General features: G+C 62.0%; 15 protein-coding genes. 6 read left to right on the forward strand and 9 right to left on the reverse strand.

The annotated features are described in order from the left end of the window. Both BG841_RS02285 and BG841_RS02290 read left to right on the forward strand, forming a co-directional pair. Positions 1-397 (forward strand): bacteriophage T4 gp5 trimerisation domain-containing protein (locus tag BG841_RS02285; RefSeq protein ID WP_416202610.1); only part of this gene is annotated, 397 nt, incomplete at its 5' end. 216 nt (positions 398-613) lie between these two features. After that, positions 614-1,267, forward strand: coding sequence for a DNA-3-methyladenine glycosylase family protein (locus BG841_RS02290; protein ID WP_070056174.1), 654 nt, complete (start codon positions 614-616; stop codon positions 1,265-1,267). Positions 1,268-1,279: 12 nt separating this feature from the next. On the opposite strand, the gene BG841_RS02295 is transcribed toward BG841_RS02290, so the two are convergent. Next, positions 1,280-3,154 carry a Na/Pi cotransporter family protein gene (locus BG841_RS02295; protein ID WP_070056175.1) on the reverse strand — a complete coding sequence of 625 codons (1,875 nt, stop codon included), beginning with the start codon at positions 3,152-3,154 and terminating at the stop codon, positions 1,280-1,282. A gap of 78 nt (positions 3,155-3,232) precedes the next feature. Between BG841_RS02295 and BG841_RS02300 the strand changes: the two genes are divergently transcribed. After that, entirely contained in the window at positions 3,233-4,078 is an 846-nt protein-coding gene (locus BG841_RS02300; protein ID WP_070056176.1) for a DUF72 domain-containing protein, read from the forward strand. Here the strand turns inward: BG841_RS02300 and BG841_RS02305 are convergent. Then, positions 4,070-4,933 carry an endonuclease/exonuclease/phosphatase family protein gene (locus BG841_RS02305; protein WP_228141575.1) on the reverse strand — a complete coding sequence of 288 codons (864 nt, stop codon included), beginning with the start codon at positions 4,931-4,933 and terminating at the stop codon, positions 4,070-4,072. The two genes, BG841_RS02300 and BG841_RS02305, sit on opposite strands and share 9 nt — an antisense overlap. Positions 4,934-5,163: 230 nt before the next feature. Continuing rightward, positions 5,164-5,553: a YajD family HNH nuclease gene (locus BG841_RS02310; protein ID WP_070056177.1), complete on the reverse strand. Its 390-nt coding sequence runs from the start codon at positions 5,551-5,553 to the stop codon at positions 5,164-5,166. 201 nt (positions 5,554-5,754) lie between these two features. Here BG841_RS02310 and BG841_RS02315 point away from each other — a divergent pair, with 201 nt between their 5' ends. After that, positions 5,755-6,882, forward strand: a complete 1,128-nt coding sequence (locus BG841_RS02315) for a hypothetical protein (RefSeq protein ID WP_070056178.1) — start codon at positions 5,755-5,757, stop codon at positions 6,880-6,882. A 36-nt stretch (positions 6,883-6,918) separates the two neighbouring features. Here the strand turns inward: BG841_RS02315 and BG841_RS02320 are convergent, their stop codons facing one another. Together BG841_RS02320 and rarD are read right to left on the reverse strand one after the other, a co-directional pair. Then, positions 6,919-8,859: a methyl-accepting chemotaxis protein gene (locus tag BG841_RS02320; RefSeq protein ID WP_070056179.1), complete on the reverse strand. Its 1,941-nt coding sequence runs from the start codon at positions 8,857-8,859 to the stop codon at positions 6,919-6,921. Between the two features lie 210 nt (positions 8,860-9,069). Then, positions 9,070-10,026, reverse strand: coding sequence for an EamA family transporter RarD (gene rarD, locus BG841_RS02325; RefSeq protein WP_070056180.1), 957 nt, complete (start codon positions 10,024-10,026; stop codon positions 9,070-9,072). Between the two features lie 216 nt (positions 10,027-10,242). Here rarD and BG841_RS02330 point away from each other — a divergent pair, with 216 nt between their 5' ends. Both BG841_RS02330 and ltaE read left to right on the forward strand, forming a co-directional pair. Further along, entirely contained in the window at positions 10,243-11,196 is a 954-nt protein-coding gene (locus BG841_RS02330; RefSeq protein ID WP_070056181.1) for a bile acid:sodium symporter family protein, read from the forward strand. Beyond that, complete coding sequence (gene ltaE, locus BG841_RS02335) at positions 11,187-12,209, forward strand: low-specificity L-threonine aldolase (RefSeq protein ID WP_228141701.1); 1,023 nt, start codon at positions 11,187-11,189, stop codon at positions 12,207-12,209. The genes BG841_RS02330 and ltaE overlap by 10 nt, the downstream gene beginning before the upstream one ends. Before the next feature lie 56 nt (positions 12,210-12,265). On the opposite strand, the gene BG841_RS02340 is transcribed toward ltaE, so the two are convergent. The 4 genes from BG841_RS02340 to BG841_RS02355 form a co-directional block, all read right to left on the reverse strand. Beyond that, positions 12,266-12,700, reverse strand: coding sequence for a hypothetical protein (locus tag BG841_RS02340; RefSeq protein WP_070056183.1), 435 nt, complete (start codon positions 12,698-12,700; stop codon positions 12,266-12,268). A gap of 83 nt (positions 12,701-12,783) precedes the next feature. After that, on the reverse strand, positions 12,784-14,310 hold the full coding sequence (locus BG841_RS02345; RefSeq protein ID WP_083260158.1) for an Ig-like domain-containing protein: 1,527 nt from the start codon (positions 14,308-14,310) through the stop codon (positions 12,784-12,786). A gap of 164 nt (positions 14,311-14,474) precedes the next feature. Then, a complete protein-coding gene (locus tag BG841_RS02350) occupies positions 14,475-16,277 on the reverse strand; it encodes an AMP-dependent synthetase/ligase (protein WP_070056184.1) in 1,803 nt (600 codons plus the stop codon). Beyond that, positions 16,274-17,083 (reverse strand): ABC transporter ATP-binding protein, encoded by an 810-nt coding sequence (locus tag BG841_RS02355; RefSeq protein WP_070056185.1) that lies wholly within the window; start codon positions 17,081-17,083, stop codon positions 16,274-16,276. Before BG841_RS02355 ends, BG841_RS02350 begins: the two co-directional genes overlap by 4 nt. Positions 17,084-17,085 lie beyond the last annotated feature (2 nt).

A 17,085-nucleotide genomic window follows, 5' to 3' on the forward strand; every position in this document is an offset into this window, starting at 1 on the left:
CGAGGAGCAGATTTACCTCCACGCCCAGAAAGACCTGGCTGTGCACACCCGGCACAACCGCACGGAGGTCATTTGCCACGACCGCCATCTGACCGTGGCGAACGACCGCATCAGCCGGATAAAAAACAATGACCATCTGAGTGTCGATGGGGACCGCCGGGAGAGCACCGGGGGCGACTATACCCTCACCGTCAACGGCAACCATCACAACCAACAAGGCCACGCCCAGCTCATCGAGGCCGGCCAGCAGATCCACCATCAGGCAGGTCTGAAAATTGTGATTGAAGCCGGTGCCGAAGTGACCCTGCAAGCCGGTGGCAGCTTTGTAAAAGTTGACCCCGGCGGCGTCACCGTCTGCGGGCCGCTGGTGCGCATGAATTCCGGGGGCGATTCCTAGCCCGGCCCGGCTGCCTCGCGCTGCGCATCGGACAGACTGCCGGTTCAGTCACGCACCCGAAGGTCATGGCCCGGGTAGCCCCTGTGCCAGCGCGTTCGCAGCACAGGGCCATACCGGAAAAGACTGCCACAGAACTTCCCGAGTCAGCTTTTAATATCCTAAAATTAGAGTGGCGCGCTTAATCAGTCTCCCGTTCAGCGAATCAGGAGCCGAGCTGTGGCAAATGCGACGACCACCCCGCTAACTGCTGAAACCCTCAGATACGGAGCGGAGCAGCTTGCCGCTGCGGACCCGGATCTTGGCCACTTATACGAGCGTTTGGGTACCCCACCACTTTGGGCCCGTGAGCCCGGATTCGCCACCCTGATAAGAATTATTCTGGAGCAGCAGGTGTCCCTGAAAGCCGCGCGTACTCTGTACCGGCGTGTACACACACATCTGGGCGAGATGTCCCCTCAAGCGGTGTTAATCGCGGGCGAAGCAGGCTTGAAAGCCCTCGGATTAACCCGGCAGAAGGCGCGCTACTGTTACCAACTGGCGCAGCGGATATACACTGGCCAACTGCGGCTTGACCGGCTGGAAATGCTCAATGATCCGGAAGGCCGCCAGACGTTGCTGGCGATTCCGGGACTGGGCCCCTGGAGTGTCGATATCTACTACCTGATGGCTCTGCGCCGACCGGATATCTGGCCCCGGGGCGATCTGGCACTGGCCACCGCCTTGCAGGATGTGAAGAAACTGGAGGCGCCCGCCACCCACCATCAGCAACAGCGGTTTGCCCGGGCCTGGGCTCCCTGGCGCGCCATTGCGGCGCGTCTGCTGTGGATGCATTATCTGGAGTTGCGCGGCGGCGGGCCCTATGTACCCTGACGGCGGCTACCCCTACCCAAACGTAGCCATCCGGATCAGCGGCAGCCCATCGTCGCCGCCCAACCGGCGCACTTCCCGCAACAGTTCATTGCCATCGGCAAGCCCCAGTTGCAGCACGTTACGGAAACTCTGAATGATGCGCGTGGCGTAGCTGAGGTCGTGCATCAGCGAGCCTGCCTGCAGGTTATTCAACTCGCCATTGCGTATCTCACTGAAAATCCGGTGACGGAACTCCGCATCAAACCTGGCCACTTCCGCATCCACCCAGTCCAACCGGCGGCGCCACACTTCATCCGGCAGCTCCAGCCGACCCACTTCCCGCACCTGCCGCAGCAACCACAACAAATGGCGGCGCAATTCCAGATAATGCGGGTGCGCCTGCGAGCGCTCATCGCGCAGGTAACGCCCCAGATTTCGCTGCAACGCCTTGGCGTCTTTCACGGCATCCACCAGTTGCAGCGCCACCATCTGGCAGGTCATCCAGAATGGCTGATGCTCCTCGTCGTTGGCCGACTCGAGCCGGCTCATAAAACCGAGCAACTCCGAATAAACGACTTTGATATGGCGCTGGTAAAGCTCCTCGGTGTCCAACCCTTCGTGATCATCGGGACGGGCGTTCAGGCGAGCTTCATCCACCTGCACACCAATCAGCTGTTCAATCGGCTGATACAGCGCGTGGCAAATGACCTCCATGCTCAAGCGCCCCAGATGCTGCAGCTCATGAACCACTGCCCGGGAGGCGGTATCCACCGAGGCCAAGGCTGCCTCGTCCAGGTACCGGGCATGGGTTTCGGGCAACTGCCGCTGTTCAGTTGCCGCCCGCGGCCCGGTTTTCACATCGGTAATCAACACCTGGGGTTCTTGCTTGTCCGGCAGGAAACGGCACAACCCCCGCTCCAGCCGCTGCTGCCAGGGCCAGATCAGCAACACCCCGATGACGTCAAACAGGGTCTGAAACAGGGCCAGTTGCAACAGCGCATTATCACCCGCACCGAACACCGTCATCACTGCCTGGGAGAACCACATCAGCGGCGTCAGCAACACCAGAGTGACCGCGCCGGTGAGCAGATTGAATAACACATGCACCAGCGCCAGTCGCTGGCCGCTGCGGTTCCCTCCCAGCCAGCCGACGAGGGCCGTGGCCATGCTGCTGCCAATGTTACCGCCGATCGCAATGGCCATGCCTTGCCACAGTTCGATCTGGCCACCGGCCAGGGCCGCCAGTACCAGCATGAAGGTGGCGTGGTTGGACTGCAAAATCGCGGTCATCACCAGACCCATGACGACGAAGCCCAACTGCACCAGCGTGCCGTCACCGACCTGACCGGCAAAATCCACCGCCCCGCCAAACTCGGTAAACCCGGCTTTGATCTGATCAACGCCCAGAAAAATAAAGGCGACACCCAGCACAAGACGACCCACCGCCTTGCCCCTGGACGAGTCCAGCCCGGCGAGCACGCCAAACACCAGCAACGGCATGGCCAGGGGCCCCAGACTGAAATCCTGACCGGCGGCGGCGAGCAACCAAAAGCCCCCACTGGTACCCAGATTTATCCCCAGCACGATGGAGATCCCGCCCGCCAGCGGTATCAGACCGGTACTGATGAACGCGATGGTGAGCAGCGACATCAGCGTGGTCGACTGCACGATCATGGTGCCGCCGGCCCCAAACAGTAACCCCTTAACGGGTGTGGCGGTGCTGCGTTCAAGCAATTGCTCCAGCCGGCTGCCGGCCAGCTTTTTCAGCCCTTCTTCCAGGCACTGCATGCCAAACAGAAACAACGCCAGACCGGCACACAACTGCAGCCAGGCTGTGCTGAACACAAAGCTGGCCGCCAGAACCACCAACGCCAGCACCGGTAACACCCATGATTTGTTCCTTGTCATCTACCCAGACCCACAGTTAAGCACTTGTTAAATCTATGAAACTTTAGTCACCTCCAATATGGGTCTACAATATAGGGTATGTCACTAAGCTACTATCTTGGTTGTCCGCAATGGCAGCATGCTGGCTGGAGCGGTTTGCTGCCGCCCGGCAGCAGCCCGCTGGAACGCTACAGCAAGGTCTTCAATTGCGTTGAAGGCAATACCACTTTCTATGCGATTCCCAGCCAGGCGCAGTGCACCCAATGGCGCACCCAGGTGCCGGACGATTTCCGTTTTCTGCTGAAGTTTCCACGGCACATCACCCACGACCGGGTCATGGCCGGGGTGGATCTGGATGTCCAGGCCTTTCTGCAAGTCATTGCCCCTCTGCGGGATGTGCTCGGCCCGTTTCTGTTGCAGTTGCCTGCGGCTTTCGGCCCGGAGCACCTGGACCGTTTATGGCGTTTCATGGACGCCCTGCCCGCGCCCCTGACGTGCACGGTCGAAGTCCGTCACCACGCTTTTTTCAGTAAGGGTGCAGCGGAGAAGACTCTCAACCGCGGCCTGCGGCAGCGGAATATTGCCCGGGTCTGCTTTGACAGCCGCGCCCTCTTCTCGGCCGTTCCCGACACCGACATCGTCCGCGACGCCCAACGGAAAAAACCCCGCGTGCCCGTGCACCTGCTGCCGGTGGCTGCGCCCCCGGTGATCCGCTACATCGGTCACCCGGATCTCAACGCCAACCGGCCGTTCCTGACCGCCTGGGTGGAACGGGTGGCGGGGTGGATTGAAGGCGGTCGCCGGCCCTACGTGTTCATGCACATGCCGGACAACAGCGACGGTCCGGCACTCGCCGCCCTGTGGTCAGAGCTGTTGCACGAGCGCCTCGCCGGCGTGGCCCCGCTGTCGTTTAACAGCGACGACGCCCAGATGGGCTTATTTTAACCCCGGCTCGGGCACATCACGCTTATCCGCGTCCCGCTCCTTTGCTATCTGCTCCGCCCGCTTGTGGTCACCCGCCTCCGGTTGCAGGCCCTCCTGCTCCTGGCGTTCGGCGGGCGTAAACACCACACTGGCCAGCAGCGGGAAGTGGTCGGAACCGATGGAGGGCAAACGGCGGATGGTCTTGACCGTAAAATCCTTGCTGTGGAACAGATGATCCAACGGCCAGCGCATGAAGGGGTAATCCGCGTGGAAGGTACTGTACATACCCCGGCCCACCCGGGGGTCCAGCAAGCCACTGATTTTGCGGAACAGGCGGGTGGTGGGCGACCAGGCCACGTCGTTCAGATCACCGGTGACGATGATGGGCTGCGTGCTGTCAGCGATGCTTTTCGCCACGATCACCAGCTCCGCGTCCCGCTCTGCGGACTCCTCGTTTTCCGTGGGACTCGGGGGGGCCGGGTGAACAAAGTGGACACGAACCCGGTCACCGGAACGCAACTGCACCAACGCATGCATGGACGGCACATCGTCCTCCACCAGAAAGGCCACTTCCTCGTCAGACAGGGGTAATCTGGAATACACGTGCATGCCGTACAGGTTATCCAGCGGGTATTTGATGGTGTAAGGCAGGTCGGATTCCAGCACCGCCAGCTGATCCTGCCACCACTGGTCAGATTCCAGGGTGACCAGCACATCGGGTTGGTGTTCTTCAACCAGAGCAATCAACGCGGCGGCGTTGCGGTTCGGGGTGAGGACGTTGGAGGTGAGGATGGTCAGGGTCCGGTCGGAATCCGTGGGGCGGGCGGTGTTCACCTCTGTGGGCCAGATCGCCGTATAAGGCAGGATCCACCACAACTGCCCCCCCCAGACAGAGCGCCGTCACCGCGATCAGCACCCAGCTGGTGGCCTGCGCCAGATCGAGCAAGACCAGCAGCAGAACCATCAACACCAGCGCGAGTACCGCGATTTGCATACGCGGAAAATCGAAACCTCGCACCATCCAGTGCGGATTATTCCAGAGGGGCAATACCGTTGCCACCGCAATCACGACCGTGAATATTGCGAGTATCAGTAACATACGGGCCTCAGTTGGGGTCGTCATCGGCGTTTTTGTTCTCTAATGCTTCCCTGAGCCCGGCAAACGGATTGTGGGTCGCCGCCTCCCGCCTCTTTTCGGTGCTGCTGCCGTACCGCACATACGCCTCAAATTTGCGGTGCTCTTCATCGTGGCAGTAGACGCACAGCAGTTCCCAGTTGCTGCCGTCTGCAGGGTTGTTGTCGTGGTCATGATCCACATGGTGTACCGTCAGCTCCCGCAAATTGCTGCGGGTGAATTCCCGCGCACACCGCCCGCACACCCAGGGATACATTTTCAGAGCCCGCTCCCGGTAACCGCGCTCGCGTTTGGCGATGTACTCTCGCTGCTCGGCCAGCAACTTATCCAGCTTACCGCTGGTGCCGTCATTCTGACTCATGAATGTTTCCTTCCGTCGATGGTCCTGACACCCAGTGTACTCCGTCAGCCGCGCCTTGCGCACAGTTCCGGTCGGCGCACCTGTCGCCCTGTTGCTAAGGTTCTATAATTGCAGCATAGATAAACTTGTGCGGCTGTCGTTATATTCTGGTCAATACCGGTACACTGACTGACCAAAGAGTGGCGATGGGATGGTGATCCTTTGAACAAGTTACTTCCGGTCGGTGGTCTGGCCCTGCTACTGGCAACTTTTTTCAGCCTGACCGCCAGACCGGTTCCCATAGAACACAAGCTGATCCGGATTCACGCCAGCGAGGTGCTCGCCGGGTTTCCCGCGATAGAACAGGAACCCGTTGAGATTCAGGCACTGCTGCTGGACATGGCGGACGATCCCTTGTTGCTGTTAAAGGCGCAGGCCGCGTTCCTGCGGTACCCGCAAATGTCCCGCCGCCTGTTTCCGCTGTACGCCGCCGAACCCGAGTTTCAGCAAATCCTGCGGCGTTATGGTGAAAACATCCTGCCGCCGATTGATTACTTCGTCAGCAATCGCGTCAGCACCCTGGAGTGGATGAACACAGCCGCGGCACAATTGCAGGCGGCCAAGCGATTGTTCGCCGACACCCCAGGCGAGCCTGCGTCCGGAGACCCGGGCAGGGTTGCCCGTTCTGGGCTGTCGCCGGACGAGCGCGGCTGGTACGCCGTGCATTTCATCCATACCGAGGGCTACAACTTTATCGGCCAGTTTGCTGTTGACGACCAGGGCAATACTTTGTGGCTCGGTACCGAACGGGTACTGGAGGGGTTGAACCAGTTTTTCGCCAGCGGTATCCGGGATCTGGAAATCAAGCACCGCTTCGGCGAGGAGCTCACTGCCGGTGACCTGGGCCGTGCATCCCTGGATGCGCTGGTGTTCGCCAGTGCGGTGAAGCTTCTGCGCATCGGCCGTACGGCGACCGTCACTACCCAGTCGGCCAGCCGGGGTGCGCGGGCCGCCGCCTATACCGCCCGGGTCACTCGCAGCAGCCGGTTGCTGCTCAACGGCAGCCGCTACGCCAAATGGCCCGTGCTGGTCGGCGCAGGTTATTTGGTGGTGACCCACCCCGGCATTATCAACGACCTGCTGACCGGTGTCGCCGGGGCTCTGGGGTACCCCGCGCCGGTGGTGCGCTTGGTGGGCTGGGTGCTGGTGCTGATGCCGGCACTCTGCATCGGCCGGTGGCTGCTGTGGTTGTTGGTGCCGCTATTGACGGGGGTATTTCGGGTCACAACTCAACTGCTGGCACTCCTCGCTGGCCGGCAGCGGCGCCGCGTGGATTATGACCCGCGCTAAGCGGGCAGGCACAAGGTTCCGCTCACACCAGCGTTATCACACCCGGAACTGGGAGGCCTTCACCTGCAGCTCTGCCAACAGCTCACCGATCTGCGAGCTGGCATGATCGGATCGCTGAATGGCGTCGACGGTGGACTCCGAGCTGCGGGCAATGTCCTCAACACTCACTCTGGCGGCTTCAGCACGCTGCCCTTCCTGTTCTGCGACGGCCGAGATGCTCAGCGCGCGTTCCTGCAAGCTCCCCAGCAACTGGTTGATCCGGTCGAAGTGTTCATCGGCGCGCCGGAACTCGGCAGACGACTCCGCGACCTGCCCTGACACCTCACCAATAACGGCTACTGCCTCCTGACTGCCCTGCTGCAATTGCGCAATGATGGCTTCGATTTCCGTAGTGGACTGCTGGGTCCGGCCTGCCAGAGTTCTGACCTCATCGGCCACGACCGCAAAGCCACGCCCCGCATCGCCCGCCCGGGCCGACTCAATCGCCGCGTTCAGTGCCAGAAGGTTGGTCTGCTCGGCGATCGCGCCGATAACCGACAACACCGTGGTGATTTCGGTGCTCTGGTCGTTCAAAGCGTTAACCGTAGCGACCGCTTTTTCCACATTGGTCACCACGTCATCGAGGCGTACCCGCACGTCACGGGAAATGTCCGCGGTGGCCTGACTCTCGTCACTGACGCTGCGCAGCGCCCCCGCCACCTCCTCAACGTTGGCGGCCACGCCGGCAATGCTGTCAGACATGGCCGCAATGGTTTCCGACGCGTCCGCCACCTGTTGCTGCTGCGCACTCACCGTGGCAACCGCCTGGTGGCTGATTTCCCCCTGCGTCCGCGCCTGACCGTCCGCCGACTCCGCCGAATTTTTCACGTCGGAGACCAGCTCCTGGATGCGGGCAATGAACTGGTTGACACCCCGGGCCATTTCGGTGAGTTCATCGTTGCCGCGCATATTGACCCGCTGGGTCAGATCGGCTTCGCCATCGGCAATATCACTGATCGCCGAATTCAGGCGCGAGACGCGGGGCAAGACGCCGCCGCCAAGCACCGCGGCCACCAGCACCAGCAGGACAATCATGGAGCTCACGGCCACCAGGATGAGACTGGACGACAACCCGGAGGCCTCGAGACGCAGCGCACTCATGGTTTCATGGATGCGGGCCTGGGCATCGGCCCCCATGTCTGCCAGTTGCTGCTGCAGACGCTGGTTGACCTGTTCGGTTTCCGCTTCGAGCGTGTGCCGTGACCCGTCGATACTGGCCGCCAGAGTGGCGCCGAACTCTTCCTCCAGCCGGGCGAGATCGCGATTGATCCCTTCCAGAGAGAGGCCCAGCTTCAACTGGCCGATGCTCGAACCTTTGGGTTTGATGTCAGCGGTGATGATGACCACGTTAGGGTCACGGCTGGCCGCATCCAGCACACGGTTAGCCGCGCCGCGGCCCTTACCCTCGCTCATCAGATTCAGGACACGTTCATCGGTGCGGTCAACGTACCGGGTCAGGCGCTCGCCGTACTGATCGAAATACACCGCAAACAGCACCGATTCGCGCGCGTCCGCCAGTTCTACCAGATCGGTCAACTGGGGGATGTCCCGGTCCCAGATCATCGGTGCGGCCACGGTCGCCAGCACCTCTGCCAGCCCCTGCGCTTCGGCCATCACCGCAGCGCGCACATTCTCGGCCACCCGCTGCTGCTGGTCGGTTTGCTGACGGGTAAGCTGCTCCGCCAGCCCGTCAATGCTGTCCTCACGCATCGCCTGCAAACGGGTCCGTACGTCGTCCCGGGTGTGTTCGAAGGATACGCTGAGCTGATCGCTGCTGGCGGTAAGCGCAGAGCCTGCGGTGCTCACCAGGCGATCGACCTGATCCGCAATCAGCCACTGGTTGATCGTCACCTGAACCAGACCGGCAACAATCAGCACCAGAAAGACCGGACGAAACAATTTGCTGGAAACCAATCGCTTAAGATAACGAGAAGCCATGCCCCCTCCGCCAACCGGTGTTCAGCTCCGCATCCAGAGTAACCGTTGCACTACCCTTGCGATGCCACAACTTACAGGTTTAGCAGAGTTTGGCGGTGCGCGGGCTGCTTTCGTGTAGCAATTTGTTACGCATCACCACATCTATCGGTCCGCGCTTATCAATATGTAGCCACACCGTACTTCAGCCGGGCTGGCCGCCCGGGTCGCTTGTCAGGAAACCGAGGGTGAGTTCCCCGTATCGACCACCGCAGGTTCCACGGCTGCGTTGCGCACCCGCCGCTGCCGCCGCAACCCGCGCACCCCGTCTGCGGTCAGCACCAGCACTGCCAGCCAGATGGCAATGTAGGTCGGCCATTCGCCCGGCAGAATGCTTTCGCCCAGCAACAAAGCCACCAGCAACAGCAACACCGGCTCAACGTAAACGAGCAACCCAAACAGGCTCAGGTTCAGGTGGGGTGCCGACAGCGACTGAAACGCCAGGGCCAGCGCGCTCAGCATGCCCAGCCCCAACACCAGCCCTGACAGGCCGGCACCGGCATCCAGGCTGGCAATGACCTGCCCCCCCGCGACGATAAACAACAGACTCACGGGCAGACTGAGCAGCATGTCGAACCACAGCCCGCCAATGTTGTTGGTATCGGTCTTCCGCCGCAGCCAGAAGTAGCCCGGGTAGCCCAGACAAATCACCAGCGTTGGCCACTCGAGGGTCTGCGATAACGCCATCTGGTTCACAATACCCAGCACTGCAAACACGCAGGCCAGTTGCTGCAACCGGGACATGCGGTCGTTGAACGCTATCCGTCCGACAATCACCATGGTAATGGGCAGCATGAAGTAGCCCAGTGACACGGCCAGCCCATAGCCATTTCCCGGCGCCCACAAAAACAGCCATTGCTGCACACCCACCAGCGCAGCCGCGACCAATCGGGTTGCCCATAAATATCGCTCACGGCGCAGGCGTTGATAAATGACCACCACCTGAGCCCAGTAGCCGCGCAGCAGGATGATCAGCGTCAGGCAGGGGAAGGTCAGCAGCATGCGCCACCCGTAAATCTCTTCCCCGCTCAGCGCATCCAGCAAGGAGGTATAGGCGAACATCAGGGCAAAGAACACGGAGGCAATCACGTTCAGGGTGACGCCGAGCGAGGTATTCGGGCTTGTGTGCATAGTACCGTCATATGGACCTGGTGGGTGGCAGGCGGCATTCTAGCACGTTACCGGCGCGACCGAGGTGGTGATCCCCGTTGACAACGCCACCATGAGAACCGACCAATGGCGGCTTGACCCGGACCGTCATTGCCGCATACATTCCGGATGCTGAACCCCTGTACCGCGTCTGAGCGCGCGGTTTCTTCCACCGAAAGCCAACCATCAGGATCTGTCATGCCAACGTTCGAACGCCTCAATCGCCTGTTTCCGGTCTGGGCCCTTTTATTTGCGCTGTGTGCGGTATGGCAGCCTGACTGGTTTACCGGGTTGGCCTCCTCCATCAAGGTCCTGCTGGCACTCATCATGTTTACCATGGGGCTGACCCTGTCGCGGGACGACTTTCTCGGGGTGCTGCGCGCACCCCTGCCGGTCGTCGTCGGGCTGATCCTGCAATTTACCGTCATGCCCCTGGCGGCCTTATTGGTGAGCTGGAGCCTCAACCTGTCACCGGAGCTGACCACCGGGATGGTGCTGGTGGGCGCCACTGCCGGCGGCACCGCCTCTAATGTGATGGCCTGGCTGGCCAATGGTAACGTGGCGCTGTCGGTGTCCATGACCCTGGTTTCTACGGTGGTGTCGGTTGCCGCCACCCCGCTGCTGACCGCGTTGCTGGTGGGTCAGACGGTGGATGTGCCGGTTGCTGGCATGTTCATGAGTATCGCCCAGCTGGTGATTGCGCCCATTGCGGTGGGGGTGATCGTGCATCATTTTCTGGGCATGCACATTCGTCAGGTTGAGCCCGCTTTGGCGTCCGTGGCCATGTTTGCCATCGTCCTGATCATCGCCATTGTAGTGGCGCTGAACGCCGGCCGGCTGGCCACACTGGGGCCGCTGGTGGCGCTGGCGGTGGTCCTGCATAACATGATCGGCCTGGCCGGCGGCTATAACATCAGCCGGCTGCTGGGCTTCGATAAGCGCACCGCCCGCACCATTGCCATTGAGGTGGGCATGCAGAATTCCGGTCTGGCGGTCGCCCTGGCCAACCAGTTCTTCACCGCCGCCACCGCCCTGCCCGGCGCGCTCTTCTCGATCTGGCATAACGTCTCCGGGTCAATCCTGGCGGGTTACTGGAAGCGCCACCCTCTTGATGAAGCGCAGACCGCGGACGCCGGAGCCCAATCCGCATGATCGATTTTCGCAGCGATACGGTAACCCGGCCGACCCCCGCGATGCGCGCAGCCATGGCCAGCGCCGACGTGGGGGACGATGTGTACGGGGACGACCCCAGTGTCAACAGCCTGGAGGCCTGCGCCGCCGAACGGCTCGGCTTTGCAGCGGCGCTGTTTACCACCAGCGGTACCCAGGCCAACCTGCTGGCCATCATGAGCCATTGCGCCCGGGGCGAAGAATACCTGTGTGGGCAGTCCGCGCACAATTACCGCTACGAAGGCGGGGGCGCCGCGGTGCTCGGCAGCGTACAGCCCCAACCGATCGAAAACGAACCCGATGGCAGCATTGATCTCGCCAAGGCCCGCGCCGCGATCAAGGATGACGACATCCACTTCGCGGTCACCCGCTTGCTGTCCCTGGAAAACACCATTGGCGGTAAGGTGCTGTCATTGGCGTACCAGCAGCAGGCCCGGGCGTTCTGCGATCAGCACCGATTGCTGTTGCACCTGGACGGGGCCCGGGTGTTCAACGCCGCGGTCGCCCTTCGGTGCGATGTTACGGAGATCACCCGCTATTACGATTCCGTCAGTGTGTGTCTGTCGAAAGGGCTGGGGGCCCCGGTGGGCTCGCTGTTGCTGGGATCCGCGGCGTTTATTCAGCGGGCCAGGCGACTGCGCAAAATGCTCGGTGGTGGCATGCGCCAGGCCGGCATACTGGCTGCGGCCGGTCGCATCGCCCTTGAACAGGGGCCGCTGCGCCTGCAGGCAGACCACGACCATGCGCAGGCACTGGCAACAGGCCTGGCGGGTATCCCTCAGCTGGAGGTCGATCCTGCCAGCACCCAGACCAACATCGTGTACGCCCGTTGCCGGGCCGGCCTGACGGAGCCATTGCGTGACCACCTGCACGCCCGGGGCATACGTATTTCCGCCGGCGATCCGCTGCGTCTGGTCACCCATCAGGATGTGACCCTTACGGATGTGCGCCGGTTGGTCACGGCCATTGCAGAGTTTTACACCGCCCATACCTGAAGCGGCTCGTTGCCCGCCGGCACCTTGGCCAGCGGGCAACGCGCGCCAGCGCCGCACTACATCTTGTCCCCTTTAAGCGCTTTCGCAGCGCTCATTGCCGCTGCTTTGGCCTCGTCGTAATCCTCCGTGGTCAGGCCGTCGTTGATGGTCGCCACCACAGCTTCCAGATGCGCCTTTTGGTTGCTGTCCACAGTTGCGGGAATGGCGCCCTCGCCCATGCCCTGGCAGGGGTTCAGCTCATTGGCGTCAAATCCATCGCCGTCCGGCCCCACCAGACAGTTCAAGGCGTGGTGCAGGTGACTCTGCACGCCTTTGATGTCACCTGCGGAGGCGGCGAAGCCGGCATGGGCCGCGGCGGTTTCCACCTCGGGGGCCATGTCTTCCGCCGCCTGGGTGACGGTCATCACCAGCGCCAGCGCGGCGCCGCACACCGCGGAAACAATCCCGACCGGACGGCCGGGGCGAAGGGTAAAACCAGTTTCGGTAGCCATAGGTGCTCCTCGTTAACGTAACAATCTGTCCGTAAGTTGGGACCACTCGTTTACCAACCGTGCCTTATAGCCTAGCAGTGGATTTACAGAGATTTCAGGTATTCCACCAGATCCTGTTGCTGCCGGGCACTCAAGGCCAGGTCTTTGCGCTCATTGTAGCGGGCCACCACATCGGCGAGGGTTGCGGCCGTGCCGTTATGGAAATAAGGCGGATGCTGCCACAGCCCCTTTAACGGCGCCGTCCGGTACATTTTGGTCGCCGTGCGGGATGCGTAGCCCGGTGCCCCATTGGGCTCGGGCTCGCTCACCACCTCGGAGGGTGCGTGCAAGCGGGTATTGGCGTCGGTGAACTCCGGCCCGCTGTGGCAGGACGCACATTGCGCCTGGCCGTTGAACAGGGCTTCGCCGCGCACCGCCGCCTCCGGGTCAAACGAGCCTTCTGGCGGTGCCGGCGCCCGCAGGGAGAGCTGATAGGCTTGCAGGGCCGGTAACTTGTCGGTGATCAGGTCTTCTGTGCCGTTGGTCACCCGAACTCCGGTGCGCGGCTCGTAAAACGTCCCCTGACCGCCCATTTGGGTGACGCCCACGTACCGGTTCCAATAGGCAATTTCATCCCCGTCCCCGGTGCTGGTGATTTTTTCAAGGCCGTCCAGCCCATAGGCCGGGGTAATCACATGGGGGCTGCTAATGCCATCCTGATTGAACCGGGGGTCGTACATTCCCGGCCCCCAGGAGTTGTAGATATCCTGTTGCGCCTCGGTCAGCGCCGGCGACAGGGCAATGATGGCCCCCGGATCCAGATCCCGGTTGGGCCAGCCATCGAGGCGCCGGCCAATACCGGGCGCCAGGGAATCATCCACGGTCGAGTGACACAACGCACAGGTAATGCCGACCCGGGTCAGAGTGGCGGTACCGTCCACCTGATCGACCGTGCCCCGGAGGCCAATGACCGCATCAAGCTGCAGTAACGCCAAGGTGGTGGCGGGCGAGGTCAGATCGACGGTGCCCTCGGCGATGCCGTCAATCACCGCGTCGGGCAGTGCCTCCACATCCACCTTCAGCCCCACCGCGAGTGCGGTGAGCGGATCAACCGCCGCCTGGATCACCTCGTGGAGCCGCAGGGTATCGGTCCACTGCTGTTCGTCCCCGAACGTGTCGTAGCGAAAGATTTGTTGCCCCAGCGCCAGAGTGTCCGGGTGAGCGGTGGTCGCAAAGGTCCAGTGTACCGCCGCCGCGAGTGGTCGATTGGCGGCGTCGGTGAGACCGGCCGCCACCCGCACGGCACAGGTTTCATTGTCCGGCAAGGCGGTTGCCGGGTGGAGGACGACGGTGCGGTTATCCTGCTCGAAGGTCCGTTCGGTGACGAACGCCACCGCCTCGGGACACTCCAGGGTGATGTCCTCCTGAGCCAGGGTGGCCGGGTCGATCGGGTTGCTGAAGGTCACCCGCACCGGGCTGTCCACCGGCACCAGCCGGGCACCCGCCTCCGGCGATTGCCCGGTGACAATCAACCTGTCTGTGCTGCCGTCCGAGCAGCCACCGAGCAGCCCCGCCCCGATCAGCAGCCCGGCAATCCCCCACCGCCTCAGTGGTTTCTGATGTCTGGTCATGATCCGATCCCTTGTGATGCCGTTGGTCGAACGTCGACGCGTCCCGATTTCAGCGACCGCCGGAAACGGAACGACTTACCTACTCGGATGCACGGATTCGGGAAAGGTTACGGGAATGGATTGCCGTTGGTCGGGGCCGGGGCGCTGCCGGGCCCCGGCAACGGTCAGGAGTACAGCGACTCGATCGCTTCGGCGTACTTTTTGTGGATGCTGCTCCGGCGTATTTTCATGGTGGCGGTCACCTCATCGTCGTCATGATCCAGCTCCTTGCTGAGCAGGTAGAAGCGCTTGATCTGTGCCACCCGGGGCAGCTGCTCATTGCCCCGGTCTATCTCGGCCTGAATCAGGTCCCTCACCTGGGGGTGTTCGGTGAGGCTGCGGAAGGTGGTGTAGGCGATCCGTACCTGCTCGGCCCATTTGGCCACCGTGTCAAAATCGATCTGGATCAGTGCCGAGACATAGGCGCGGGCCTCACCGATGACAATGCACTCCTTGATATACGGGCTCGCCTTGATGGCGTTTTCAATTTCCGTGGGCGAAAGATTCTTGCCTCCGGCGGTGATCATGATGTCTTTCAGCCGGTCGACAATCCTGAGGTGTCCGTCCTGCCACTCCCCCACATCGCCGGTACGCAGCCAGCCGTTGTCCAGGGTTTCGGCCGTTGCCGCGGCGTTCTTGTAATATCCCGTGAACACACTGCCACCGCGCATCAGGATTTCATTGTGCGCGCCCAGCTTCAGTTCCAGCCCTTGCAGGGCTACCCCCGCCGTTCCCAGCCGGACGTCGTCCACCGGCTGGGCAATGGCCGCACCGGTGCTTTCGGTTTGTCCGTAGACTTCCACCAGGGGGATCCCCAAGGTGCGAAAAAATTGCAGAACACCGGGGGCAATCGGGGCGGCTCCGGTGAAGGCGATGGTGCACCGACGCAGGCCGATGAAGTTTTGCAGTGCCCGGAATATCAGCCAGTAGCAGACTCCGTAGGTCAGCCACTCGGTCCAGCGCCATCGGTTTCGTGGCTTGGTCGCCAGCGGCTCACAGAGCTGCATCGCGCGGTGAAACAGACCCCGCCGGACGGCCCCGGTTTCCTGAATCTTGATATGTATGGCGGCGTGCAGTTTTTCCCAGATGCGCGGTACCCCCAGAAAAAAGCTGGGCGCAATTTCCCGAAGATCCTCCTGCACGGTGCGCAGACTCTCTCCGAAACTCACGGTGCTGCCCGCATAAAGCGGGGCAATGTTGGTAAACGCCTGCTCGGCCACGTGACACAGGGGCAAATAGGACAGACTGGAACCGCGCTCCCCCAACGCCAGGATGGCCAGCAGCCCCGGTGCGGCTGCGCGCAGGTTGCCCCAGCTGATCATGGCCCCCTTGGGTCGACCGGTGGAGCCGGACGTATAAATGATCATGGCGATCTCGTCCAGGGTCTGGCTGTCCAGCAGCTGGTCAATCAACCCGGGATGGGTCTGTTCAAGCTCCCGCCCTCGGGCTTCTATCTCCTCAAAGGGGGACGGCGGGTTCTCATAGGCCCGCAGTCCCTTGGGGTCGATCACCACGTTGTGGTGCAGTTTTGGCAGTTGCGGCCAGGCTTCCAGCACCTTGTCGGTCTGTTCCTGATCTTCACACACCACCATTTTTGCATCGCTGTGCTCAAGCACATAGGCCACTTCGTGCCAGGGGCTGGTGGGATACACCCCCACACAAATTCCTTTCATCAGGCCGATCCCCATTTGCGCAATCACCCACTCCACCCGGTTTTCCGCCAGGATGGCCACGTGATCCCCTTCGGCAAGACCGAGGGCACGCAGACCCAGTCCAAAGTGCCGGGCACGCTGGTAATACTGCTGCCAGGTGCAGGTTTGCCAGATACCGAAATCTTTCTGGCGTAACGCCAGTTTGTCCGGGCGCTCCTGGCTGTGGGCCCGCAGCATCTGGGGCAGGGTCAGCTGTGGACACTGGGGGATGCTCATGACAGCCACCGTTTGCGACGTTTGTAGTGTTTGATGTCCCGGTAGCTGCGGGCTTCACCCTCTTGACCGCCCACCCCGAGATAGAACTCCTGCACGTCCTCATTGGCGGTAAGCTGCTCGGCGGGACCGTCAATCACAATTTTGCCGTTTTCCATGATGTAGCCATAGGAGGCGATCGCCAGGGAGACCGCCGCATTCTGTTCCACCAGCAGGATGGCGGTGCCCTGCTCCCGGTTGATACGTGCAATGATGGTGAATATTTCCTCCACCAGCAGGGGAGCCAGCCCCAGAGACGGCTCGTCCAGCATGATCAGTTCCGGCCGGGCGATCAGTGCCCGGCCGAGGGCCAGCATCTGCTGCTCGCCCCCCGACAGATAGCCCGCCAGCTGTTTGCGGCGTTCTTTAAGGCGGGGGAAATAGGTGTACACCAGCTCGTAACTGTCACGGAAGGTTTGTGGACGGCCGCTCAGGGCGTAGGTGGCGGCTATGAGGTTTTCTTCGACGGTCAGATCCTCAAAGACGCGGCGCCCCTCCATCACATGAAACAACCCGTCCCGGACCAGCTTTTCCGGGGCCGCCCCTTTCATACTGCGGCTCTTGAAGCGGATGTCCCCGGCGGTCACCGCGCCGTCTTCCAGCGCCAGCAGTCCCGACACGCTTTTCAGGGTGGTGGACTTGCCGGCACCGTTGGAGCCCAGCAGCGCCACAATAGCGCCGGCGGGAACCCGCAGTGACAGGCCCCGTAGAACCTGCACCGCCTTGTTGTAAACCACTTCGATGTTGTCGATTTCCAGCAAGGCTTCCATAG

Origin of the sequence: Marinobacter sp. X15-166B (assembly GCF_001752365.1) — a bacterium.
GTDB lineage: Bacteria > Pseudomonadota > Gammaproteobacteria > Pseudomonadales > Oleiphilaceae > Marinobacter.